The 25,035-nt window shown below is 38.0% G+C and carries 22 protein-coding genes and 1 pseudogene; 10 read left to right on the plus strand and 13 right to left on the minus strand.

Annotated elements, in window-relative coordinates; genetic code table 11:
• Nucleotides 1–101: 101 nt before the first annotated feature.
• On the plus strand, nucleotides 102–533 hold the full coding sequence (locus BMY50_RS02640) for a GNAT family N-acetyltransferase (protein WP_093317941.1): 432 nt from the start codon (nucleotides 102–104) through the stop codon (nucleotides 531–533).
• A 101-nt stretch (nucleotides 534–634) separates the two neighbouring features.
• On the opposite strand, the gene BMY50_RS02645 is transcribed toward BMY50_RS02640, so the two are convergent.
• Nucleotides 635–1,171 (minus strand): YceI family protein, encoded by a 537-nt coding sequence (locus BMY50_RS02645; protein ID WP_093317943.1) that lies wholly within the window; start codon nucleotides 1,169–1,171, stop codon nucleotides 635–637.
• A gap of 452 nt (nucleotides 1,172–1,623) precedes the next feature.
• Between BMY50_RS02645 and BMY50_RS02650 the strand changes: the two genes are divergently transcribed.
• Both BMY50_RS02650 and BMY50_RS02655 read left to right on the plus strand, forming a co-directional pair.
• Complete coding sequence (locus tag BMY50_RS02650) at nucleotides 1,624–4,029, plus strand: TonB-dependent receptor (RefSeq protein ID WP_093317944.1); 2,406 nt, start codon at nucleotides 1,624–1,626, stop codon at nucleotides 4,027–4,029.
• Between the two features lie 5 nt (nucleotides 4,030–4,034).
• Nucleotides 4,035–5,258 carry a PepSY-associated TM helix domain-containing protein gene (locus BMY50_RS02655; RefSeq protein ID WP_093317945.1) on the plus strand — a complete coding sequence of 408 codons (1,224 nt, stop codon included), beginning with the start codon at nucleotides 4,035–4,037 and terminating at the stop codon, nucleotides 5,256–5,258.
• On the opposite strand, the gene BMY50_RS02660 is transcribed toward BMY50_RS02655, so the two are convergent.
• The 5 genes from BMY50_RS02660 to BMY50_RS02680 all read right to left on the minus strand — a co-directional run bounded on the left by BMY50_RS02660 (nucleotide 5,230) and on the right by BMY50_RS02680 (nucleotide 10,724).
• Nucleotides 5,230–6,315 carry a hypothetical protein gene (locus BMY50_RS02660; protein ID WP_139202170.1) on the minus strand — a complete coding sequence of 362 codons (1,086 nt, stop codon included), beginning with the start codon at nucleotides 6,313–6,315 and terminating at the stop codon, nucleotides 5,230–5,232. The two genes, BMY50_RS02655 and BMY50_RS02660, sit on opposite strands and share 29 nt — an antisense overlap.
• 68 nt (nucleotides 6,316–6,383) lie before the next feature.
• Nucleotides 6,384–8,129 carry a carboxypeptidase-like regulatory domain-containing protein gene (locus BMY50_RS02665; RefSeq protein ID WP_139202171.1) on the minus strand — a complete coding sequence of 582 codons (1,746 nt, stop codon included), beginning with the start codon at nucleotides 8,127–8,129 and terminating at the stop codon, nucleotides 6,384–6,386.
• Between the two features lie 7 nt (nucleotides 8,130–8,136).
• Nucleotides 8,137–9,156: a FecR family protein gene (locus BMY50_RS02670; protein ID WP_093317949.1), complete on the minus strand. Its 1,020-nt coding sequence runs from the start codon at nucleotides 9,154–9,156 to the stop codon at nucleotides 8,137–8,139.
• Nucleotides 9,153–9,734 (minus strand): RNA polymerase sigma-70 factor, encoded by a 582-nt coding sequence (locus tag BMY50_RS02675; RefSeq protein WP_093323506.1) that lies wholly within the window; start codon nucleotides 9,732–9,734, stop codon nucleotides 9,153–9,155. Before BMY50_RS02675 ends, BMY50_RS02670 begins: the two co-directional genes overlap by 4 nt.
• Nucleotides 9,735–9,887: 153 nt before the next feature.
• Nucleotides 9,888–10,724 (minus strand): universal stress protein, encoded by an 837-nt coding sequence (locus BMY50_RS02680; RefSeq protein WP_093317952.1) that lies wholly within the window; start codon nucleotides 10,722–10,724, stop codon nucleotides 9,888–9,890.
• 108 nt (nucleotides 10,725–10,832) lie between these two features.
• On the opposite strand from BMY50_RS02680, the gene BMY50_RS02685 reads away from it, so the two are divergent.
• The 3 genes from BMY50_RS02685 (at nucleotide 10,833) to BMY50_RS02695 (ending at nucleotide 14,548) form a co-directional block, all read left to right on the plus strand.
• Nucleotides 10,833–11,756 carry a UbiA prenyltransferase family protein gene (locus BMY50_RS02685; RefSeq protein ID WP_093317956.1) on the plus strand — a complete coding sequence of 308 codons (924 nt, stop codon included), beginning with the start codon at nucleotides 10,833–10,835 and terminating at the stop codon, nucleotides 11,754–11,756.
• A complete protein-coding gene (locus tag BMY50_RS02690) occupies nucleotides 11,753–12,385 on the plus strand; it encodes a class I SAM-dependent methyltransferase (protein WP_093317962.1) in 633 nt (210 codons plus the stop codon). Before BMY50_RS02685 ends, BMY50_RS02690 begins: the two co-directional genes overlap by 4 nt.
• Nucleotides 12,386–12,577: 192 nt before the next feature.
• Nucleotides 12,578–14,548 carry a BamA/TamA family outer membrane protein gene (locus BMY50_RS02695; protein ID WP_093317963.1) on the plus strand — a complete coding sequence of 657 codons (1,971 nt, stop codon included), beginning with the start codon at nucleotides 12,578–12,580 and terminating at the stop codon, nucleotides 14,546–14,548.
• A 251-nt stretch (nucleotides 14,549–14,799) separates the two neighbouring features.
• Here BMY50_RS02695 and BMY50_RS02700 read toward each other — a convergent pair whose 3' ends face one another.
• A complete protein-coding gene (locus tag BMY50_RS02700; protein WP_093317964.1) occupies nucleotides 14,800–15,345 on the minus strand; it encodes a 5' nucleotidase, NT5C type in 546 nt (181 codons plus the stop codon).
• A gap of 94 nt (nucleotides 15,346–15,439) precedes the next feature.
• Between BMY50_RS02700 and BMY50_RS02705 the strand changes: the two genes are divergently transcribed.
• Complete coding sequence (locus tag BMY50_RS02705; RefSeq protein WP_093323509.1) at nucleotides 15,440–16,189, plus strand: DeoR/GlpR family DNA-binding transcription regulator; 750 nt, start codon at nucleotides 15,440–15,442, stop codon at nucleotides 16,187–16,189.
• A gap of 295 nt (nucleotides 16,190–16,484) precedes the next feature.
• Nucleotides 16,485–16,658 (plus strand): histone H1, encoded by a 174-nt coding sequence (locus BMY50_RS02710; protein WP_093317974.1) that lies wholly within the window; start codon nucleotides 16,485–16,487, stop codon nucleotides 16,656–16,658.
• A 430-nt stretch (nucleotides 16,659–17,088) separates the two neighbouring features.
• On the opposite strand, the gene BMY50_RS02715 is transcribed toward BMY50_RS02710, so the two are convergent.
• From BMY50_RS02715 to BMY50_RS02735, 6 genes and pseudogenes are all read right to left on the minus strand, one after another.
• Nucleotides 17,089–18,099 (minus strand): IS110 family RNA-guided transposase, encoded by a 1,011-nt coding sequence (locus BMY50_RS02715; RefSeq protein ID WP_093317990.1) that lies wholly within the window; start codon nucleotides 18,097–18,099, stop codon nucleotides 17,089–17,091.
• Between the two features lie 310 nt (nucleotides 18,100–18,409).
• A complete protein-coding gene (locus tag BMY50_RS28665; RefSeq protein ID WP_317040828.1) occupies nucleotides 18,410–18,913 on the minus strand; it encodes an ABC transporter permease in 504 nt (167 codons plus the stop codon).
• A pseudogene (locus BMY50_RS28400) lies at nucleotides 18,908–19,636 on the minus strand (ABC transporter permease); the annotation flags it as partial. The pseudogene BMY50_RS28400 and the gene BMY50_RS28665, both read right to left, overlap by 6 nt.
• 64 nt (nucleotides 19,637–19,700) lie before the next feature.
• Nucleotides 19,701–20,447, minus strand: coding sequence for an ABC transporter ATP-binding protein (locus BMY50_RS02725; protein WP_093317993.1), 747 nt, complete (start codon nucleotides 20,445–20,447; stop codon nucleotides 19,701–19,703).
• On the minus strand, nucleotides 20,447–21,619 hold the full coding sequence (locus BMY50_RS02730; RefSeq protein ID WP_093317995.1) for an efflux RND transporter periplasmic adaptor subunit: 1,173 nt from the start codon (nucleotides 21,617–21,619) through the stop codon (nucleotides 20,447–20,449). Before BMY50_RS02730 ends, BMY50_RS02725 begins: the two co-directional genes overlap by 1 nt.
• Nucleotides 21,620–21,662: 43 nt before the next feature.
• Nucleotides 21,663–22,997: a TolC family protein gene (locus tag BMY50_RS02735; protein ID WP_093317997.1), complete on the minus strand. Its 1,335-nt coding sequence runs from the start codon at nucleotides 22,995–22,997 to the stop codon at nucleotides 21,663–21,665.
• Nucleotides 22,998–23,248: 251 nt separating this feature from the next.
• Between BMY50_RS02735 and BMY50_RS02740 the strand changes: the two genes are divergently transcribed.
• The gene (locus BMY50_RS02740) at nucleotides 23,249–24,301 is read left to right on the plus strand and encodes a sensor histidine kinase (protein WP_093318000.1); all 1,053 of its coding nucleotides are present in this window, start codon (nucleotides 23,249–23,251) and stop codon (nucleotides 24,299–24,301) included.
• Nucleotides 24,298–25,032, plus strand: a complete 735-nt coding sequence (locus tag BMY50_RS02745; RefSeq protein WP_093318023.1) for a LytR/AlgR family response regulator transcription factor — start codon at nucleotides 24,298–24,300, stop codon at nucleotides 25,030–25,032. Before BMY50_RS02740 ends, BMY50_RS02745 begins: the two co-directional genes overlap by 4 nt.
• Nucleotides 25,033–25,035: the final 3 nt, after the last annotated feature.

A 25,035-nucleotide genomic window follows, 5' to 3' on the forward strand; every position in this document is an offset into this window, starting at 1 on the left:
GGATGTAGTTATCGCGAGCAATTTATTCTTAGCAACAAATTATTGGCAGGGATCCTAGGAGTCATAAATAAAAATTATTTTTGACGGGTTGATTTGATATTATGATTAAAGCATTAGAAAAAAAACATTACGTGCAAATAATTCAAATATGGGAAAATGCTGTAAGAGCTACCCATGATTTTCTCAAAGAGGAGGATGTTCAGTTTTACAAGCAGAAAATTTTTGATGAGTATTTAGATGCTGTTGATCTTTATGGGTATATTAACCCGAGCGGGACCTTAGTTGGTTTTTTGGGATTATCTCAAGAGGCGATACAGATGCTCTTTATAAATTCCACTGCAAGAGGTTTGGGCGTTGGTAAAAAACTGCTTCATTTTGCAATACAAGAAAAAGGTATAAAATATGTTGATGTAAATGAGCAAAACGAACAAGCTTTGGGATTTTACCAACATATGGGATTTGTGGTAACGGACCGTTCCGCAACAGACGATGCAGGAAAGCCATATCCCGTTTTGAGTATGGTTTTAAAATAGTAAAAGGAGCTGTCTAAAAGGCGTTGTTCCGAACGGAATGACGCTTTTTAAGACAGCCCTTTTTATCAGAATAGAAATCATCAGCCTGAAGCTGATGATTTCTACTGAGCTTCTTTAGCCAACTGTATATTACTGACTAATTTGATTTCTTCTCCTAAGGCTAAGCCGCCTGTTTCTGTTAATGAGTTATATGTCAGGCCAAACTCTTTACGGTTTATTTTTCCAGTAATTTCAAATCCGGCTTTTGTATTTCCGTAAGCGTCTTTTTCAATGCCGCCAAACTCAGCTTTTAATTTAACCGGTTTTGTCACGCCCTTCATCGTTAGATTACCTACTAGTTCAAATTCGTCCTCTCCCACTCTATTCCATTCGGTCGACGAAAAGCTAATTTCAGGATGGCTATCTGCATCAAAAAAATCTCCCGTTTTAAGGTGACCATCGCGATCTGCATTTTTGGTATCAATACTTTTTACATCTATTTTGAAGGTAGCATCTACCTTATCAAAACTCTGGCCTGCTACCGTTGCACTTCCTTCAAATTGATTAAAAGCACCTGTTACAGTAGAGATTACTAGGTGTTTTATTTTAAATTGTACATCTGAATGTACGGGATCCACTATCCATTTTGTTGTTTCCATAAGTACTTGTTTTATTGATTATTGGCCAAATATAACTAGATAAAATTAAAATTAATGTTTAAACATATAAAATGAAATTGTGCTGACTTTTGGTTAGTTCGATAGTTGAGTGGTTAATAGTTGAGTAGTTAAATAGTAGAATTGTTAAATAGTTGGGTGGTTGCGGCGACAACTGCAAGAGCAGAGATGTTCCGACACCTCGTCACACGAGCGGAATAAAATGGAATCGAAATCTCCAATCGCATCAATTGGATGAGACCCCTCGACTACACTCGGGGTGACGAGCTGTTATACAATGATCAACAATTTAGGCAAAACGAACCAATAACCAATAACGAATAACGAATACCCAACACCTAACTTCTTATTTAGAATAATTTTTATTAAGAATTGTATTTTAAAGATTTACTTCTTTTCTTTGCAGAAATTTAGAAGAAGTCCAAATAAAGAAAATGAAACGCATCATCCTCTCCCTTATCCTATCTATTCCATTTTTTTCTTATGCCCAAGAAATATCTCAATTAAAAGGGACAGTGTTAACTTCCGACGGGAAAGCCGCCGAAGGAGTATCCGTTACACTTAAAGGATTAAAAAACGGTGCTTCCACTAACGAAGAAGGAGCATATGAAATTAAAGATGTTCCTTATGGCACCTATATCTTGCGGGCAGCGGCAATTGGCTTAAATACGCAAGAAATATCTGTTACGGTAAATGCGACGACGATATCAGTTCCAGTTGTTACCTTAACAGAGAACGCTGCAACATTGGAGGAAGTAATTGTAAACGGTGTAGGCTCCAATCCATATACACGAAAACGTAGTACATTTGTTTCAAAACTTCCCTTAAACAATCTCGAGAATCCGCAAGTCTATACAACTATTACGAAAGAAATTTTGAAAGATCAGATTGTTACAAATTTTAGTGATGCATTAAAAAACAGTTCTGGTTTAGATAAATTATGGACCGCTACTGGACGAAGTGGCGATGGTGCTGCTTACTATACATTACGTGGCTTTAGTACACAACCCTCTTTAATTAATGGCATAGCTGCTTTAACCAATGGAGATCTAGATCCAGCTAATATTGAGCAGATTGAAGTGGTAAAAGGGCCATCAGGAACGCTCTTTGGTGGAGCATTGGTGAATTTCGGCGGACTGATCAATGTTGTTACAAAACGTCCGATTGATTCCCTTGGCGGTGAAGTAAGCTATACCGTGGGAAGCTTTGACCAACATCGTGTTACAGCTGATATATATGGTCCGCTTACGAAAGACCGGAAACTGTTGGGTAGAGTAAATGCTGCCCATCATAGTCAAAACAGCTTTCAGGATGTTGGATTTCACAAGTCATTTTTCGTTGCTCCTTCTTTAGAATATAGGGCAAACGACCGTTTAACTATTAATTTGGATGCAGAAATTTATCAACATAAAAGTACTAACCCGCTTAGCATTTTCCTGAACCGTTCAAGACCGCTTTTTGCTACCAATCCTAACGAATTACAATTTGATTATAATCGCTCGTATACCAGTAATGATGTAACTGTTAAGACCCCCACCACTAATTTTAGAGGGCAGGTACAATACAAAATTTCTGATAAGTGGACTTCCAGAACAAGTATTAATTATAATAGACGCAAAACAGATGGTTATTATCAATATGTCATGTACTTGGCTGCGGACAATGATAATATACTTAGTCGATATATCACGAATCAGGATGCCTTAAGTCAGGTTATTAATGTGCAGCAGAACTTCAATGGAGATTTCAAGATCGGTGGATTGAGAAATCGTGTTGTGGTTGGCTTAGACTTTTTAAGACAGGTAAATGACAATAATAATTCACCTTATGTGGTGTTCGATCAATTAAATACCGCCATCGATGACCCCAATTACTATAATTTTAATAGACAGGCGGTGGATCAGAAAATTGGTGCCAGTGCGCAGCCTTATTCTTATAACCGTGCTTCTAATAATGTTTACAGCGCTTATGCATCTGATGTTATTAATATCACACAACGATTGATTGCTATGCTAAGTCTGAGAGTTGATCGCTTTCAAAGTCAAGGCACAAAGAATTTAAATACAAATATTACAACAGGTGATTATAGCCAAACAGCTGTTTCACCTAAATTTGGTTTGGTATACCAAGTGGTACCGAACCAGGTATCGTTTTTTGCGAATTACATGAATGGTTTCCGAAATGTAGCACCGGTTACTCAACCGTTGCCCGATATCCCAAATACATTTAAACCACAGCAAGCAAATCAGTTTGAAGGAGGGGTAAAACTAGATGTGTTAGCTAATAGATTAAGCTTAACAGCGAGTTACTATGATATCTCGGTTAAGAATATAACACGTACGGAAGCTATTACACGTGACGATACTACCTATAATATCACCGTGCAAAATGGCACACAATTAAGTCGGGGTTTTGAATTTGATCTAACGGCGCGTCCTGTAGATGGTTTAAATATTGTTTTAGGCTATAGTAATAATTTCAGCAAGCTTACCAATGCAGATGTCAATGTAAATGACAGAAGACCTACAGGTGCCGGACCAAGAGAGCTTTTGAACTACTGGGTAAGCTATAAATTCAATCAAGGTTATTTAAGCGGATTTGGACTTGGCTTTGGTGGAAATTCTGCCAGCAAAAATATTGTTACCAATGATCTTAGAACAGGAACGTTTACGCTTCCCTCCTATACGGTGCTGAATGCTTCTTTATTTTATGACCATAAAAAATTCAGAATTGGCCTAAAAGCAGATAACATAACGGATAAATTATATTTTAAAGGTTGGTCGACATTGGAACCACAAACACCTCGTAGTTTCCTGGCAAACCTAACGTATAAATTTTAATCGGCATGAAGAAGGACAAGCCATCACATAAAAAGAAAACACCCATAAAAAAGGTTATTGGCTTTTTACATCTGTGGCTTGGCCTAATTTCGGGAATTATTGTTTTTATTGTAGCAGTTACCGGATGTCTTTTTGTATTCCAACAAGAGATCAGTAACGTCGTACACCGCGCTAAATTTTCTGTAGCGGTACCTAATAGACCAGCAGTATTGCCAATAAGTGTTCTAAAGGAAAAGGCCGATAAAGCCTTAGGGGCCAATGCAACGTTCATTACCACCTATAAAGATCCAACTAAAGCGTGGGAGTTTATGTGCTATAAAGAAGGGAATCAGGATGCATTAACTTTTTTTGGTACCATCGAAAAGTACGAATCGGCATTTGTAAACCCCTACTCTGGCGAGATAACGGGGCATATTGATTACACCAAGGATTTTTTTGTTATTGTAAAGTATATACACTGGAGCTTATTGTTAAATACGGTTTATGGACAGCCCATAGTAGGCTATGCCACGCTCATATTTGTGATACTGCTCATTACCGGGTTAGTATTGTGGTGGCCTAAAAATCTAAAGAAATCAAATTTCAATAAGAGCTTCAAAATTAAATGGAAAGCAAGCTTTAAGCGAGTGAACTATGATCTCCATAATGTGCCTGGATTTTATGCGCTGTTTATTACCTTGATTTTAGCATTAACCGGCATGGTTTGGGCAATGAAATGGTTTCAAGATACCGTTTATGTCGTTGCGTCACAATCTCTTACACCACCTACATTTGTGGCAAAAACGTCTGATACTACAATGCACGCTGTCCAATCTCCCTTAGATATTGCTTTTTTAAATGCTTCGAAAGCTTTCAATACGCATGAACGTATTGGGATGTCTCCTGCGATAGGTAAAGAAGGTGTTGTTTATGCTTATGGCTACCATGGTAAGGAAACCTACTATGATACGGATGAACTTCAATTAGATCAGTATACTGGAAAACAACTTTATAGAAGTAATTTTGTGGATAAGAACAATGGTGAAAAGATCATCGGAATGAACTATGATATCCATGTAGGAGCCATTCTAGGTTTGCCGGGGAAGATTCTCGCATTTATTGCTAGCTTAATTGCTGCCAGCTTACCTGTAACAGGTTTTATAATTTGGTATGGTCGGAAAAAGAAAACTATTAAAGACCATACCAAACTTGAAAAGTTGCCTAAAGTACCAATTGCAGTCCACCCGTAAAACCGACATTGATTGCCTCGTAGTCGGTAGTGTTCTGCTTGTCCCAGACTTTTAATTTTATTATATCTTTCCCATCGGTGTGATCGGTGTTGATATAATTTATACTTGGACCACCATACAAATAGATGTTTTTAGCAATTCGGATAGAAGGTAAAATTCTCAAGCCAGATTTATCAAAATCGCTTCCATCAAAATCAGTAAGCTTCATAGAGCTTGCTTCCACATCTAAACGAAAATTATTTGTAGACCATAATTTTGCACCAATACCCCCTTCAATTCCGAAGCGTAAACTTTCATACTGCGGGTTCATACCAACTCCTAAAATTCCATAAAGCACCCGTCCACCTGATCTAAAAGTAACAAAAGAAGATAGGTTTTCATCGGTGCTAATGCCAATTCGCTTTTCTCCATTTTTTATGATATTGATCAAACCAATGGTATAATCACTGCTATCGGCAATATTGATGACCGCCATTTGTACACCTTTGACCTTTTTTGCTTTATTAAAGACACCAGCAAACTGCGAGCCATTGACTTCATTAGCTGTATTAAATACGCCGGCCAATTGTACACCCTTTACGTCTTTCGCTACATTACTAACACCTGCAGCCTGCATGCCATTTACGCGGTCTGCGAGGTTAACGACTCCCGCCATCTGCCCTTGCACGGCTCCTTTGGTTTGATTAAAAACACCTGCAAACTGGAAACCTCTGCTAGCATTTGTTGTAAGGTTTGCTACCCCCGCCATTTGAACCCCTTGAAGCGTTCCGCTTACCTTATTTAATACACCCGACGCCTGGAAACCAGTAGCATCGCCTTTAATAATCCCTGCGACGCCATATAAAGCGAAACCATTTTCTCCACCCGACAAACCAGCCAGTGCATGTAAACTGATATTGTTTTTATAATCAGCAGCCTTGCTGCCATGCGTACTGAGTGGATAAACAATTCCAACGTGTGCGGGACTGTTTTCTTGTGCAATTATAGTCGAAGTAGCTAATAGAAATAAAGTAAAACTCGATATGACACTTTTGTTTTTTAAAAATTTTCTCATCATGAATGTTGTGTTAAAATGTTCTATAATTAAAAGACAACATCAGAGAGGTTCACCCCCATGAAAAATACTTAAAAAAAAGAAATACCCAATTCGAGTCCTACCCACAACTTAGACGATTTATTATCTACTAAAAAGGGGTAGCTATTGGAAGGGATGGCGATGGGCACTTTACTATTTTCTGTAAAGGAGAGGTTCCTGAAATTTATGCTGGGACCTATATAAAGTTTTGTTTTTTTACTGATAGCGTAATTATAAAGGACATTTGCCTTTATCCAGTTATTGTTCTCGTCGAAATCTGATGATAAAATCTCCTGCGATAGCAGCTCAGCAGCAAAATAGTTTTTCCTTTTTGCAGCGTTAAATTCATGGCCGAGACCAAAGCCACAGCCAAAAACATTTTCTCCATGCCAGGTACCAAAGTTTGCTGTGAGGATACTATAAAATTTAGGTGTGCCACTTCTGAAGCTTAAGTTTGCATAGAAAACTTCGTTTGTAGAAATACTGAAACGTTTAATACCATTCCCGATCAGGTTTATTATTCCCAAGCTCAATCCAGTTGAGCTATCGGCCATATTTATTAAAGCAAACTGAAAACCACTATTGACTTTTGTTTTATTCATTAAGCCTGACATTTGTGCACCACGAACCTCTTGTGCATAATTGGCTATTCCAGCCAGCTGCATTCCTTTCACTACTCCTTTGTTGTGATTATAAATGCCCGCTGTTTGCATTCCATTCAGACTGTCGGATGCATTCGCTATGCCCGCAAGTTGCAGGCCATCTACCTGCTTTCTCACTAAATTAAAGATTCCTGCTGCTTGAATGCCTCGTAAGCTATCTAATACCGTATTATGAATACCCGCCAGCTGAATGCCAGACATCGTTCCGCCTACCATATTTATAAGACCTGCCAGCTGTATATACCGCACATCATACCGGTCGATATTAAATAAACCGGCAAACTCCACGCCATCTACACCTGCGGAGTAACCGCCTAAAAGATTGTACGAAAACTTATTGACGACCTGTCCACTCATCATACCATGCGAACTCAAGCCAGGTGTAAGCGAAACCTGTACAGGGGTATAGGCAAAAAAATTACCTAGATTCAAGGCATTTAATTTCTGTTTGGAGCTTAAAAAGAGTCGCGCAAAAGCAGTGCCTGACACATTTTCCCCTTCCCCTCCCATGTAGCCATAATTTCTACTTTTACCTTCATTTTTCCCTAACTCTACAGTCGGTAGGAAAACAGTAGTCGTATCTTTATAAAGTTCCTTGCTTACCGTAATGGTAACAGGATGACTGTCTTTACTCTTTAGCTTCAATTTAAAATGCCCCTTTCTATCGGTCATAGTCCCTACAAGCAGTCGCTTTTCATATACGCTAGCATTTTGAATTCCCTTGCCGGTTTTTTCATCTATTACAAAACCACGGATGGTATAGACCTTTCTACCCTCTCCAATTTCTTCTGGCATCAGGGTAAGCTTAAAAGGTGCAGGTCTGATGATTAAGTGATTCGGACTCTGCTGGTATTCATAACCATCACCCAGCAAGATTTGAAGCGCACCTTTTACATCGCCGTTATAAGATTGAAGTGTGATTAAACTATCTGACGGAATAATGCCACTACTATAGGAAAAGTAAAACCCGCCCTGTTCGCCAATATCTTTTAACACCTCACCCAGTTTCACCCCTTTTGCCTGCAATTTTACGGGTTTTTGAAGGTAATTTTGACCGAAAACAGTGAAACCTGCTATTACCAATAAAGTGGTTAATAGCAGGTTCTTACGAAAGTGCGCGCCTGATATGTTCAATGTGCTTTTATCTTTTTATCGTTATTGTATTTCCATTTCTCTCTGTTCGCAAATGCAAGGTCTTATTGAGCGTGTTTAATATACCGGGTAGCGAATCATTGTCAAAGGTAGTAGTTAATGGTAAACTAGCAATAGCCGAATTTTCAATAACTATTTTCGCTTTATAAACATCGTTAAGTACTTCCACAAATCTCCATAGCGGGGTTCCGTCTAATTTAAACACCTTGCTTCTATAGTAGTCGTAAAGTTTATCGGTCTGTTCTTTTTGCTCAAAACCACTGGCGTCAACTCTAGCGATGGCTTTTTCGTCCGGCGCCAGCTTAATCAGCACATCATTACGACTTAATTGTACTAATCCGGTTTCAACAATCACTTCTGTCGTTTTATCATTACTTTTTACGTTAAAGGATGTACCAAGAACTCTTACTGTCACATCATTGGCCGTAACCTCAAAATGTTTGTTGGGGTCTTTTTGTACATCAAAAAACACCTCGCCACTCATTTTTACCGTTCTTTTTTGAGCAAATAGTGGTTCGCTGTAGCGCACCTTTGAATGTTTATTTAATGTTATAGTACTTCCGTCGGGTAAGGTATAATTAGACGCCTCCTCACCTGAGGCAAATTCGATGCTACTGAAATAAGGGTGCGATGGGGCGATCCAATATAAATATATACCTGTTAATAGTGACAATCCGATTACGATAGAAGCCGCTATATTCATCCATCTAAACGGTTTTCTGATATATTGCGGATCAAGTTTTTCAACTTTTGCTATAGGCTCCTCTTCGGAATATGGAGAGGGAGCTTGACCTGTTTCTTTATCCCGTAGAAGCTTGAAACGCTGCCATGCGACGTTTTCATCAATGGAGTTTTCTAACGCTATCTGCTCGCTGGTATCCCATATAAGTTTAAACGCTTCAAATTTTTTCTTGTTATTGCTATCTACAGCAATCCATTCTTTTACGTATGCCTCTTCCTCAGAAGATGTTTCCTTGAGAAGGAATTTTATTAATAGTTCATCTTTCATTGCCCGAGAAATAATTTAAGTAAACAATAAACCAATAGCGGTAAATAATCAGCCAGTGCGTGTCTTAATATTTTAAGGGCTTTTCCCATTTGATTTTCCACTGTTTTTATAGAAATATCCAGTTGATCTGCTATCTCCTGATATTTCAATTCTTCAAATCGACTCATCTGAAAAATAGTTCTACATTTTTCGGGAAGTAAATTGATTGCCTTTTGTAACTCGTTTTTTAACTCGTTTTCTTGTAATCTGCTACTGGCATTTTCAGAGGTTCGATCATGAAAATAAGATACATGATCTTGATGCCGCTGTCTTACCTGTAAATGCTTAAGAATATTCATACAATCATTATAAGTAGCTCGATATAAATAGGACTTCAAAGACGTTTGGATAGTTAATACATCTTTTTTTTCCCATAGTTTTAAAAAGAGCGACTGTACTACTTCTTCTGCACTTACAGCATCTTTTAAGATGGTAAAAGCATAGGCATGTAAGTTGTTGAAGTGCTGCTTAAAGACAGATTCAAACACCTCTTCATTTCCTTGCTGTAACATACTGAGCGTTGCCGTATCGCTTTGCATAATATTTAATTGCATGTAAGCCGTATGAAGTCAAAAATAAATTAATTTAAGGAGTATCTCTTCCCGTTATTCAATATTTATGACAAGCAATAACTTCTTCACCCCTATGTGTAGGAATAATTTTTAATGATGAGCGGAAATAAGAATGGATAATTAATGGGGTTGTTTAACAAGTAATAGCGGGATATGGGAGATATAGGCTATTTTTTCTGTTACATCCGTCATAAAAAGATTTTCAAAAAAATTTCTTTTTTTCTCTATGTGCACCAAAAGCGATATACGGTGTTCTTTAGTGAAACTTAAGACTTCAAAAACAAAATCTATCCCGCTGATGGTATAGTATGATGGCTTGTAGATAGAAAGTTTTTCTTTTACAGCCTGAAAATTATGGTTGTGGAGACTATCAGGCGGAATATTATCATGCTCCTGGCTCATCACATGCAGTTCGATATCTTTTTCGTCAAGTAGGGTTTTTAATACATTGTTAACGACATTTGCTTGTTTTAGATCTAATAGATCAAGCACGGTGGCTATTTTAGAGATGGGTGTTAATTTAGATAATTCGGGTACTATTAAGAGTGGTTTTGAAACAGTTTTAGCCACCTGTAAGGTGTTGCTACCGATTAACGTTTGTTCCAATTTACTTTTACCTGTCAAGCCCATCACCACAAAATCTACTTGATATTTACCGATAAGTTCATTTGTTAAATCATCAAGATGTCCTTCTTTAGCCATATACATAAGCTCTGTGTTGGTGGCTTTCAGAAATTTTAGTTCATTGGCAAGTTGTTTCAAGTTATTTAGTGCTTCATCTTTTGCCGTAAGTGTTTTAGTTAATACTAAAGGAGAACTTGGAATAGTTGTAATAACTTGTAACTTGTTGAATAAAAGAATTCTCTCTGCGTTCAATTGTTTAGCAAACAAAGCCGCATATTTGGCAGCATGGGTTGCGGCTTGCGAAAAATCTGTAAGTACTAAGAGTGTTTTCATTTTTTTCTAGATGAAAAGATAAAAATAATAAATAAAAGTTAGAAGAATACCTCGCGTACTTCATTATAAAATCTGTATTTTCACTGGAATTATTTGTTCAAAGCAGCAATGATCGATAACTTTATTAAGTTTATTTTTTTTGGAAATATCTTCGTCGGCATCTTAGCTGTTGCGCTTTCTTTCGAAACGGCAGTGCAACTGAGTGCGCCTTTTAATAGTACAGCTTACTACCTTCTTTTGTTTTTTGCCACGATGGCTTACTATACCTACGCCTATATAAATGTGGCAGTAAGCAATAAACAGCACAATCCTCGAACATTGTGGTATGCACAACACTATAAATTTGTACGACTAAATTTAACGTTTTCAGTTGGTATCAGTTTTATTTTAATTGCATACCTCACTTTTAGAAATATCCACCACCTTTTGCGTTTACCGCTGCTGTATTGGGGCGTTATAGTTATTGTTGTGCTGGCAGGAATTTTATATTACGGTTTACTTCCTAAATCATTTCTTCCATTAAATATTCGTAATACAGGTCTGCTTAAGGCCTTTGTTATTGGTTTTGTTTGGGCGAGCTGTGTCAACCTATTTCCACTTATAATGCTCAGAATTGAACATAATGTTGCATTTGCTGATCCTTTTTTGATTTCGTGGCTATTCATTAAAACTTTTATGTTTTGCACGGTAAATGCTATTATGTTTGATATTAAAGATTATGCAGAAGACGCTAACAAACAGTTGAAAACCTTTGTGGTTAGATTTGGTTTACGGAATACAATTTTTCAAATACTGATACCATTACTACTAATTGGCATATTTTCGATGATTGTTTTTGTTAACTATCGCCATTTTGGTGTTGTCCCTTTACTCATAAATATCTTACCTTTCGCCCTATCATTGCTGGTTGCCTACTCTATGCATAAACGGCAAAATATTTTGTATTATCTCATCGTTATTGATGGACTGCTATTGGTGAAAGCTATTTGTGGTATTACAGCAATGTATTTTGTTAATAACGGTTTAGTGTGAAGAATAATTACGACAATATTGCGAACTTGTACGATTTCTTGAGTAGACTGTTTTTTTTAAAAACACAAGTAAAAGCACAGGTTGAGATCTTAAAATATATTAAGGCCAATAGCACTATACTAATCGTTGGCGGTGGTTCTGGTTGGATACTGGAAGAACTAGCTAAGCTACACCATGAAGGTTTGGTTATCGATTATGTAGAGATCTCCGAAAAAATGCTAAATAGATCAAAAAAAAGAGATTATAAAAAAAATAACGTGTTTTTTTTTCGAACGGCGATAGAAGATTTCCGGTCGATAAATTCATTTGATGTCATTATAACCGCTTTTCTTTTTGATAATTTTCTTGAAGAAAAAGCGGATAAAGTGTTTAACCTGTTAAATAAGCAGCTTCGCTCTGCCGGTAATTGGCTATACACCGATTTTTATGTGGATCCCCGTAAAGATAGTAGTTGGAAAAGGTGGTTACTAGCAATCATGTATAAATTCTTTCGTTATATCTGCGATGTGGAAGCAGATAAATTGGTGAATATGGAAAAGTATTTTAAAAATTCAGGATATACAGAAATAAAACATTCAAGCCACTATCTCGGTTTTATTAAAGGTATTGTTTATAGAAAAAATCGGTAAATAAAATGGCTGTTGGTGTAATGGATTTCTTTCTATATAAATCATCTCTTATTTTAGCAGCATTATTGGAGACTGTTCTTTTATTATATCTCTGCGATGTGTATTGCATAAAATTTTTTGATTTTTAATTTTTTTGTAAATACAGGTTTAAACAGCGTTTCCATTTTGAACGGAGTTTTTTAAATATTTTATATGCTAAAACGGCTTTTTTATTTGTTTCTTTTCTTTTTTAATATTTTAGTGGTAAATGGGCAGCAATCAGCAGCGCTTCAAGAAGTTATCAATCCAATATTCCCTATCTCTGTAAATGAATTACCTGATCGTTTACTTTTCCAGAACACACATAACAAGGTCATCATAAGCGAATTCACATTACCCAAGAGAGGGTTAGGCGGTTTACTTTTATTCTCCCCTGATGGGAAATTTTGCATTAGTTCAGGTAATGATAGTCGGACAACGGTTTATTCGGTAGACCAAGCAAGTATAAAACAAATTGTAGATCTCCCCTTTAGATCCGTTTTTGCGGTGTTTAATCCATCAGCGGAAGAGGTTCTTTTAGTACATTCTCCCAGTGTTTTTAAGCAAAAATTAAGTAGGTATAGTATACATACATGGGAACCTATTCACACAAGAAACATTGCTTCCGATATCAATTCAGTAGGCATAAGCAGTGATGGCCAGACAATAGGTTTTAGCAATAATCGGCTTATTCAGCTTTTGGATTATCATTCATTTGAAAAGAAAGAAGTTAATTGGCAGAAAGAAAAGCAACGACTGTTGGTTTTTAATCCTCGTAAACAAGAACTCGCTAGCGTAACAGATGGAAATATTATACAGATAAGAAATCTTTCAGATGAAGTATTGGAAGAAGTAAAAGCGGATCAGGCAAAAGTTGTTTGGCTGAGCTATGATAGGTTTGGTGATCACCTGTTGAGTTTAGATGAAATTGGAAATTTATATGTTTGGAATGTAGATCAGAAAAAGCTTACAAGCAAGTTTGATCAGATTTATTTACGGCCATCTTTTAACGAGAAAAATGAACTATTGCTAAAACAAGACAATGAATGGCATTCGCTTTCGCTTCTCCAAGAAGAGGCATCGTTGGTCGAGGCTCCTTATTTTGAAAAGAATAAAGAAAGTAGATTTAAAATTTTGCCGAAGCCTATTCTGGGTTACACCAGAGAAACTGGATTAATCTTAGGCGCTGCCACGACAATGATTTGGTATCCAAAAAGTAACGATTCTTCTAAGTTTTCACAACCAACTGTTTTTGTACCTGCAGTTTCTTATGGGTTTAATGGTAAACAATTATCTATTGGTGGTTCCATGGAAGCATACTATAAGCATAAATGGTATTTTGCAAACACACTATCTTTTACAAATAATAATAAGAATTACTTTTTCGGGGTTGGCAAAGAAAGTGAAAGGGAACATAAAACGGCATATGTTTCAGATAATATTGTGTTAGATGGCTCTGTCAGTAGAATATTGTCGGACCGTTTTTTTATAGGTTTAGGATATAAACTTAGGAAAGACAGTAAGCTTAGCTTCGAACGAGACCCTATGTTAGCTTTTAACGGTGGCGCTGGCGGGTGGTTGTTTGGTATTGGGCCTGTGCTACGCATGGATAAAAGAGATAATATTATTTTTCCCAGCAAAGGAAGTTGGCTGGAGATTAACTATTACCGATTTAATAAAGACCTTATAAGCGACTATCAATACCATGAAATAAAATTCGATTACCGTAAATATTTCCCGGTGAACTGGCTAATAAAAGGAGATGTATTAGCTGTTCAGGCAATGTTTAATGGAACTTGGGGTGGTGATGTCCCTTTTTACCAATTACCTTACATGACAGCTGACAAAGCCTTTCGGGGTGTTTGGAGAAACCTATATATAGCCGATCAGGTTTATAGCGTGCAGGCGGAATATAGATCCTACTTTTCGGAAGTAGACCCACGTTTCGGTTATGCCGTATTCGCTGGTTTGGGAGATGATGCTAAGAACTTTTTTAAGGATTATGCTGCTTCGATAAAAGCTTTTTATGGAGTTGGTTTTAGACAACAACTTGTTCCGAAATTCAGGTTAGATAGTCGGGTTGACTTTGGCTTAACAAGTAAAGGTGATTTTGGCATATTTGTGGGTACAGGAGTAGCGTTTTAGTTATTCGTTATTCGTTATTGGTTATTGGTTATTCGTTGTTCGTTATTGGTTGTTCGTTATTAGTTATTCGTTATTAGTTATTCGTTATTCGTTATTAGTTAGACGCCTGTTTGATTATAGAATGGTTACATTAGAAGGAAGCTTATTGCAACCATTAATGGCGATCAGATCAAACTGCAATATTTTCCATAAGGGAATATATGCATTGAAGATGTCATAAATGTCCTTTTCAGCATTTGATCGATAAGAACTTATTGTCTCGCTAAAGAGCGTTCTTCAGCGAACAACGTTTCTACCTCTTTCCAATTGTTAACTCGAACATGATGCGTAATACTCGCATTGTGACCTGCAGAAAACAGAATCGGTTTACCTTTACAAAAATCTAAATTCTTACAATAATCATCAATCATATAATCAGTGTCTATAATACTTTTGTTGCCGCAAAAGATGATATTATTCCACTGAATAAAAGGAAAATGCTCTTCCAACCACTCCTTCTTCTCAAATAACGATAAAGGGAATTCCATAGCGGCAGATACAATATATATATCATAGTCTTGCTGTAAGGTTTTTACAGCGTCTACTGCGCCGTCCATAACTGGGATTGTTCTAAAAAAACCTGGCGTAAATAAAAATTTATATATAGACCCGTCAGGTAAAGCCTCTGCTTCGGCAACATTGTGAAATATTTCTTTTGTTAAACGCGTCCCAAACTGCTGCTCGTAGTAATTTAAATATTGTACTTCGGTATCTGCAAGTACACCATCCATATCTATGGCTATTGATTTTTTCTTCATATTTAATATTAATGCTATATGTTGCAACAAAAATACTATATTTTGCTATTTATTGCAATTTATTTTCATTATTTTTGCATTAAATTGCAAGTATATGATTAAGGCCGAGCGACAACAACTACTAACAAAGCATATTGCGAATAAGCAATCTGCCCAATTAAAGGAACTAAGTGAATTGTTAAACGTTTCTGAGGATACGGTTAGAAGGGATATTAAAGAACTTGCGGATTTAGGAATCATTAAAGCAGTGAGAGGGGGCGCTATCGCGCATTCACCTGTCCCCCATCATTACAGGGAGCGAGAAAATTTACAAGTGACTCAAAAAGAAATTATTGCTCAGAAGGCTGTCCGTTTTGTGGAAGATGGGCAAGTAGTTTTTTTTGATGGTGGTACCTCCACTTTAGCAGTGGCAGCTGCATTGCGAAAAGATATACAAATTACAGTAGTGACAAATAGCTTTCCTGTGGTAAATATATTAGAAGACTACCCCTCTGCCGAAGTTATCTTTATTGGTGGACGTTTGAATAAAAAGGCGTTTACAACTTTCGGTTCAGAAACAATAGATGCCATTCGAACTATTAAAGCAGATATTTCTTTTCTCGGTATATGCAGTATTGACCTTGAATATGGTATTACCACAAGAGATTATGAAGATTGCATTATTAAGAAAAACATTGTGGCAAATGCGAAGAGGGTAATTGCATTATCAACTATTAATAAAGTGGGCACAGCGGAACCGTTTGTTGTCTGCTCTGTCAATGCAATTGACGTGATTTTAACTGATGATGCAATTGATGAAAAAACAGCAGCTCTTTTCGAGGAGCAAGGTGTTTTAATTCAATAATGTTCTTTTACTTATAAGCCTCCTGTAAGTGGTAAAACGTCTTTAAAAAGCTACAATGTGATGAATTTGATAATATACTAAAACAGACACGTTAAGCAGGCAAAGCCCGTGTTCTTAACATTTAGGGCACAAATCAGCATAATTTTATTCAGATTGCCCCTTGTTTTCCACATTTATCCAATATTTGTGCGTTTTTTACAGGCTTTGGTACGAAAAATGTAGTTTAAATGGCCATAAAGATAGGGCAAGGTTTTCTTGTCTTTAGATTATCACTTAAATTAAAATTTTAATTACAATGGACAAATTTGGAAAATTAAAAGAGCTGATTGCTTCTGTAGAGGGCGATGCTGACAAATTCTACAACAAAGGAAATGCTGCTGCTGGTACTCGTGTACGTAAGGCTATGCAGGATCTAAAGAATCTTGCCCAAGAGATTCGTAATGACGTTACTGCTATTAAAAACAAGTAATATCATTACTAAAAGCTACCTATGAAATTAACTACATATAAGCCTGAAGAAATTCAGGCTTTTTTGTATTAGTTGTTAGTTGTTAGTTGTTAGTTGTTAGTTATTCGTTATTTGTTATTAGTTGTTGGTTATTCGTTATTAGTTATTCGTTATCAGTATCAAGATCATTTGGTTGTGGGTTGTGAGTTCGTTGAGTCCATGAATACCCTTTATAGCTCGTCACCCCGAGCGTAGCCGAGGGGTCTCATCCTTATGATGCGATTGGAGATATTTCGACTCCATTTCATTTCGCTCAATATGACGAGGTATTGGAACATCTCTACTCTTGCAGTTGTTGCTGCAATCATTTACATTAGTTGTGAGTTGCCAGTTACGAGTTGTGAGCATCAAGCTATTCATTCATTCATATACTCTATTAAATTGCAAGTTTTCAGGCCACATTTTTTTCGGAGCTGTTTACATTTTCTCTCTCCCTGGGATCCAGACATATATAATCTCTTGAGTATGGCGTCTTATTTTTTACCACACTGTAAATCGTCCTTAATAGTTTATTCATAACATTGTTCATTATCAGAAAATGGGGTTTTCCTTCCTGCTGCTTTTTCCGGTAATACAACTGGTATTCCTTGTTGTGTTTAACCGCTGCTTTTGCCCCCATATACAGCAGCGTTTTGAGTGTTCTGTCAGCAAAAGGACTTGTCCTGGACTTTCCCACCATATTGCCCGAGCTATTGGGAAACGGACATACCCCTGCATAGGAGGCCGCCTTTCTGGCCGTATCGATCACTTTAAAGTTCCCCGTCCTGATGATCATATCAGTTGCGATGACAGGACCAACGCCCAATACAGATACCGATAGCGAGTAATTCTCGACAAGCTCACTCTCGTTCATAATGATCTTCGACATCTCCTTTTCAACCTGGTCCACCTGATCATCAAGAGCTTCCAGAGCTGTTTTTAGGATTAGGTTGACCGATACACTCTGCATCGGCAGCTGATCCCTTGCATGGGCCCCTGTCCGGAGCTCCTTGCGCGCTTTGACCAGCTGCGAACGAAGTGAATAAAGCTGCCTCAGTTCCGACATATGCTCACCTTGATATTCCCTGAACGACAGCTTATCGTTAAACCGTTCCCCATATTCCCGTAACCGTGCCGCATCGATCGGATCTGATTTCCCCTTTACCACACCAAGACTGTGCCTGACCGTATAGCCCGGAACAAGGGCTATGGAAACCCCATATTGATTACACAGGAACACCAATAGATCCCCATATGTCCCCGTATGCTCTGCACAAAGAATCGATCCCAACGGTATCTCACTGAGAAATCTCCATATCGCTGACAGCTCATTCTTCACTGTTCTGTGCTTTTCTTTTCCGGTTGCATCAAGAAAGTTTACATCGAACTTTTCCTTTGATAAATCTATTCCATATACTTGCATAAACTTTTTGTTTTATGCTCCGTATTGAGTGGCTAACATCGTGATAATGGGTTCTACCCTAAATACTCTCTGGCTTTAACTCAATAGATCTGCTGTCCTTAATATGAATGTTAGGTTCTACCTATAATTCATCTAAAGTTAGGGCAGCAGATGGAGCTTTTTATCCAAAGATATATCGCACGATTTATTCCCATTTCTTCTCTTTATTCTTTAAAGTACAAACTAACGATAGTTCATCATTCATAGTTCATCATTCATCACTACATGAACGCTTAACCATTCAACAACTCGACTATTCACCTAAATTTCATCACTCATATCTAAGTGCTTCAATAGGATCTAAAGCTGCTGCTTTAACCGCAGGATAGTAGCCAAAAAAGACGCCTGTGATAACACAAACTATAAACGAGATGATAATAGATGATTCTGATATCACAATAGGCCAATGAACGAGGCTCGATATGGTCAGCGAAGCGATAATCCCGAGTATGGCTCCTAAAATACCACCTGTCATACTGATTACCACTGCCTCAGTTAGAAACTGCCATAAAATATCTTTACCACGCGCACCAATTGACAAACGTAATCCGATTTCTCGGGTGCGTTCTGTGACAGATACATACATAATATTCATGATTCCTATACCGCCAATAAGGAGCGAAATGCCGGCTACTGCCGTTAATAGAGACGTCATCATGCCGCTGGTAGAGCTAAGCATTTGAATCAATTCTGCCATTGTACGTACCTCAAAATCGTTCTCCGTACCTTCCCGGATACGATGATTTGCTCGTAGCACGGAGGTAATATGTTCCATCGCCTGATTCGATAAGGCCTCTGTCGGGGTGGCGGCATAGATGTTATGTAAATAAGTGGTTGCCAGTATCCGCTTCATAACGGTTGTATAAGGTGCGATGATAATATCATCCTGATCTTGTCCAAAGGTATTTTGACCTTTAGCGTTTAATACGCCGATAATTTGAAAGGGTATTTTTCCGAAACGGATAATTTGGCCAATTGGATCTTCATGCTCTTTAAATAAATTGTCGACCACCGTTTGGCCTACCAAGCACACCTTTGCAGAAGCTTTTACCTGTTCGTCGGTAAAATTTGATCCTTCTTTAATGCTTAACTGACGAATTTGGAGGTAATCAGCGGAAACGCCTTGTAGAGATGTGGGCCAGTTATTGGCTCCCCGGATAGCCTATCCGCTACTGGATACTCCAGGAGAGAGCATATTGATCTCGGTAACTTCCTGCCTGATTTTGTTGACATCATTGAGCGTAAGCGACTGTACGCTAGATGCCCCTAAGCGCACCCCTCCAGGCATCGGGCTATTGTTGTACGGCATTACAGTAATCATATTGGAACCCATACTTGAAAACGTACTTTGAATACTCTGTTTAGAGCCTTCGCCGATAGACATCATGGTAATTACCGCAGCCACACCTATGATAATGCCCAGCATGGTAAGAAATGCTCTTAACTTATTTCTTTGAATGGCTCGAAGCGCAATGCGTAATAAATTGACGTAGTTCATGAAGTATATGTATTGTTAGGCAAACCTATTGGAGAAGCCTATGTGTGCTTTTATCGTTTAGCGGTCAATAATCATCATTTTTTGGTAAGGCAGCCAACGCATCTTTAGCAGAACGCACATCCGCATTTGGTGTATCCCGTTGAATTTTTCCATCTCTCAGCATGATGGTTCTACTGCTAAAAGATGCGATATCCGGCTCGTGGGTAACAAACACAATGGTTTTCTTTTGTTCTTGATTTAGTTCCTGCATGAGGGTCATGATTTCATAAGAAGTTCTTGTGTCTAGATTTCCCGTTGCTTCATCTGCGAGAATCATTACCGGTTCGTTTACCAAGGCTCTTGCAATGGCTACACGTTGCTGTTGGCCACCCGAAAGCTGACTTGGGGTATGGTCATGGCGATCTTCTAACTTAACCATTTCCAACGCATGCATAGCGCGTTCCTGCCGCTCCTTATGCGAAATACCCGGTTGATAAAGCAAAGGCAATTCCACATTTTCCAAAGCTGAAGTTCGGGGCAGTAAATTGTATGCCTGAAAAACAAAACCTATTTTTTTGTTTCTCAATTTAGCTAATTCATCCTTACTCAGGCTTCTAACATTAACCCCATCTAAAAGATAATCACCCGCTGTAGCTTTATCTAAACAGCCTAAAATATTTAACATGGTAGACTTACCCGAACCGCTACTTCCCATGATGGTTAAGAATTCGCCGGTGTTGACAGTGAAGTCTACTCCTTTTAAGGCGCGCACTACCTGAGATCCAACAAGAAACTCGCGTTTTAAATCTGTAATATTTAGTATTTCTGCCATTATCTTCGTCTCCTTGGTGTCGGTAAGAATGGATTTGACCCCATATTTTGGGTTGTCGTCTCCTTTGTACTTAGGATAGCAGTAATAACGCTATCCCCCACTCCTACACCGCCTATTATCTGTACCTTTGTATTGTCGTTTATCCCAATCTTCACCGGTCGCTTAATAACCTGATTTCCTTTCAACACCCATACTTCGTTTTGCACAGTGTCATCCACTCTATTCTGAACCAGTTGATAAGGTGGTTTGAGCTGACCTGGTTCGATGGAGAGCTTTAAAGCACTGACAGGGACGGTTAACGCATCATCAGCCTCTTTCGTATAAATAGTAACGGTAGCGGTCATACCAGGTTTTAATTTCATATCTGCGTTGCTCGTCTCAATAATAGTGGTGTAGGTTACTACATTGTTAGAAGTGCTAGGCTGCAAGCGTATTTCAGCCACTTTGCCTTCGAATGTTTGATCAATATAAGCGTCCACAGTGAAAGTTACTCGATCACCTTTCTGCACGTCACCAATATCTGCTTCATCTACCTTAGCCTGTACTTGCATTTTCGTAATATCTTTTGCTAGGCTAAATAAGGTAGGCGTATTGAAACTAGCTGCTACCGTTTGTCCTACGCTGACACTTCTGTTTAATACCACTCCATCCATGGGTGAGTATATTTTCGTGAAGGATAAATTTTGTTGTGCCGATCTTAGTTGGGCTTTAATACTATTTACACTCGCTTGGGCAGTTTCGTATGAATTTGTTGCCAGATCATAAGCAGCCTTGCTTATTGCACCTACCTGAAATAATTCTTTTTGTCGGCCGTAATTAATCTGTTGATAATTTAAATTGCTTTGCGATTGGGTGAGCTGACCTTTAATCTGATCGACAGTGGCCTGCATCAATGTAGGGTCCAATTCGGCCAATAGTTGGCCTTTTTTTACCTGTGCATTGTAATCGGTGTAAATACTTGCAATAATGCCAGAGACTTGTGTACCTACTGCAACGGTATCCACTGGTTGAATCGTTCCGGTAGAAGTAATGATGGCAGCGATGTGGCCCTTTTCGGGTATGGTAGTTTCGAAGGCTACCGCTTCTTCTTTTTTTCTACCGAAGAAGAAATAAAGTAGAGCAAGAACGACCAACGCTGATAGGCCAATGATAATTATTTTTTTGCGGTTCATAAGTAATATTCAAGAGATTAAATGTTTATGCTTTATATAGCTTCTAAGGCTGGTTTTCCAGAAAATCACCTTTATAAAAATTAAATACGTTCAACGAGAGCATGGCGCTATATTTCGCCTGTGTATAAGCCTGTAGTGCTTGTATGTATAGATTTTTTTGTTGTATATATTCGACTGTATTGGCCGATCCTACCCGTAATTCTTCACCGGCAATGCGGTAAGCCTCTTTGTTGTAATTAAGTTGCTCGGAGGAGGCATCGTATTGGCTATAAGTGTTTTGTGTATTGATGTAAGCTTGTTCCACGGTTTGTGAAAGCAACGTCTTTGTATTTAATAGATCAAGTTCAGCCTGTTTAATGGCTATATTGGATTTTGCTACGTTTGTTTGGTTAACTTTTCTGCTGAACAGTGGAATCGTTGCAGTGATACCTATCTGCTGATAGAAATTATTGTCGAGTTGCCTAAAAGTGCCAATACCGGTATTGTTGCTATAGCTTGTACCTATACCACCGTTTAACGATATAACAGGCAGGTATCCGGCTTTTGCCTTCTTTAGATCGAGCTTGCTACTTTCGATACTCAGTATACTGTTCTTTACCTCCGGACGTTTTGCTATTGCTTCCTGAACCACTTCATGGAGAGATGGGATGGCTGTCAGGGTAAAAGAGGTGTCCGCTTTAGCGATATCGAAGCTATTATCAATGGGAAGCTGTAAAAGTTGCTTCAAGGTTATTTTGTCTTGCCTCTCGGCATTTTCCGCGCTGGTTAGCGTATACTGATCAGAGGCTAGTTGCGCCTGCAGTTGGATCAGGTCTTTTTGTGCTACTGCCCCAACTTTATACTGTTGCCTCATTTGATCGGTTTGTGCTTGCGAAGTCTGCACCAAATCCTGTGCATAACGAATAGTTTCCTTGTCTAGTAAGATATTGGTATAGGCTTGGATAATCTGTAAATACAGGTTATTCCCGGCTTCAGCAATGTCCAAATTGGCTATTTCTGTGCCCAATTGGGATTGAAGGATACCGGCTTTTAGCGTCCCACCATTAAAAAGGGTTACAGATGAATTTAGTCCAGCGCTCCCGTTCAGGTTAATTGCCTTGCTGGTTTCGCCTTGCGCAAGACCATAGTGAGTAGCATTTTGGGAGGCCGAGGCATTTAAATCGGGTAATACAGCGGCTTTGGCACTAATAAGGTTCTGATCGGCACTTTGTTTTGCCAAGCGTAAGTTATTAAGGGTGATATTATTTTGCTGTGCATAGACCAAACATTCCTTTAACGACCACCATTTTGCGCTTGTTTGCGTATCTTGTGCATTTGAAGAAAGAGCGTAGAACCAGAGGCCTAAGAAGCTAACATATTTTAACAAGTTAATAGACATATTCGTATGTGTTGTAAACGACACAAAAAGACATGCTTTGCGGGATATAAAAAAGCTTTCTAGATTGATAGGAATGGAAGCTCGATAGAAAGTACTATTTTACAGACGAAATTAGCTAAATACATTTTATTTCTTAAAAAGGTGATTCGAAGTATATTTTACTCATTTCATCGAGGAAAGCGAACTTTCTATCGGTTAATCTTTACAGCGTTTGGAATATCCCTTAACATTGTAAATCAAAACACGGCGTAATGGGTAAGATAAACAGAAGAACATTAGGAATTATTTTTACACATATATTGCTATGGGGCCTGTTTGGCTTTGTTTTACTGTTTTACCCACCACTTAGCTGGGGTATTAAATTGCCTACAGCATTTTGGATAAAACATAGTTGTATCATCCTGTTATTGGTGCTGATTTTTTACAGTAACTCCCTTTTTTTTACGCCTAAGCTTCTTTTTAAAAATAAACGAATACTTTTTCTTTTATGGTTATTTATTGCCCTTTTATTTGGCCAGTTTCTTGCTTTTTGGCTAGACAAATGGCTGGATTTTCAGCTAGTAATGGCCAAGTTGAGGCAACGCCCCCCGCGGCATGATGAGCTCCTTGATGGGTTTACATTCATGTTCAGCTTATTAGTATTGGGTATTAGCACAACGATAGCTGCCGTACGGCAATGGCAGCTGGATGCCCGCTTAAAAGATGAATTGCAGAAGCAGCAGATAGCATCGGAACTTTCCTTTTTAAAAGCACAGATCAATCCACATTTTTTCTTCAATACGCTTAACAACATTTATGCTTTATCCTTTTCTGATGTTGAGCTTTCTCGGGAAGCTTTGCATAAATTGTCGAGGATGATGCGTTACCTGCTTTATGAAACGGCACAAAATGAAACGAGCTTAATACAGGAATTGAAATTTCTTAAGGACCATATTGAGTTAATGAAACTTAGATTGCGGGCGAATAATAAGGTAATCTACAATGAACCTGTGCTATCGCACGACTTAAAAATAGCACCCATGCTCCTTTTGCCATTTGTGGAAAACGCTTTTAAACACGGTATCAGTGTAACAAAACCCAGTGAAATAATAATTGACGTCCAGATAGAACAACAGACATTACATCTCACGGTAAGCAATACTTTTCAGGAAACGACTAATAGTTCTTTAGAAGGGAGTGGTATCGGCTTGCAAAACACAAAAAGAAGGCTTAATTTGTTGTACCCGGATAGACATCGTTTACTAATTACTAAAGTAGCAAATGATACGATTTACCAAGTAGATTTAACCCTTAAGTTATCATGATCCTGAATTGCATTGCTGTTGATGATGAGCCTTTGGCGCTGGGGTTAATTACCAGCTTTATCGAGAAGACACCATTTTTGAACCTGTTAGGTTCTTATGGAAGCGCTGTGGAAGCTTTGGCCGCTTTGGACAAGCTTCCTGTTCAATTGATATTTTTAGATATCTATATGCCTGAGTTAACGGGTATGGAATTTTCAAAACTGCTTACCTCATCACCTAAGAAAAATAAATGCCGGATTATTTTTACTACTGCGTTTAATCAATTTGCTATTGAAGGCTACCAGGTTGATGCGCTCTATTATTTATTGAAACCATTTAATTACAGTGAATTTTTACAAGCAGCTAATAAAGGAAAAAGCTATTTTGAGTCGCAAGAGGACCCCACTTCCAATCAGGAAAAAAATGATAAAGAACGTTATTTAGTTGTAAAATCAGATTACAAATTGGTTCGAATCGATTTAGATGAAATTGCTTATATAGAATCTATTAAAGATTATGTAAAGATTCATCTATATGGAAAAGAGCAGGCCACTATCTCTTTAACAACCTTGAAAAGTATTGAAGAACGCCTTCCTGAGATTGATTTTTTACGTATCCATCGTTCCTTTATCGTAGCTATTAACAAAATCGATGCCTTAGGACGAAATAGTGTGCATATTGGGCAGGTTGAAATTCCGGTTGGTGATCTGTACAAAGAATCCTTTAAAAAATTGTTGGATCAATGGAATTAGTGA

The sequence above is a fragment of the Olivibacter domesticus genome (assembly GCF_900109575.1).
Taxonomy (GTDB): Bacteria; Bacteroidota; Bacteroidia; order Sphingobacteriales; family Sphingobacteriaceae; genus Olivibacter; species Olivibacter domesticus.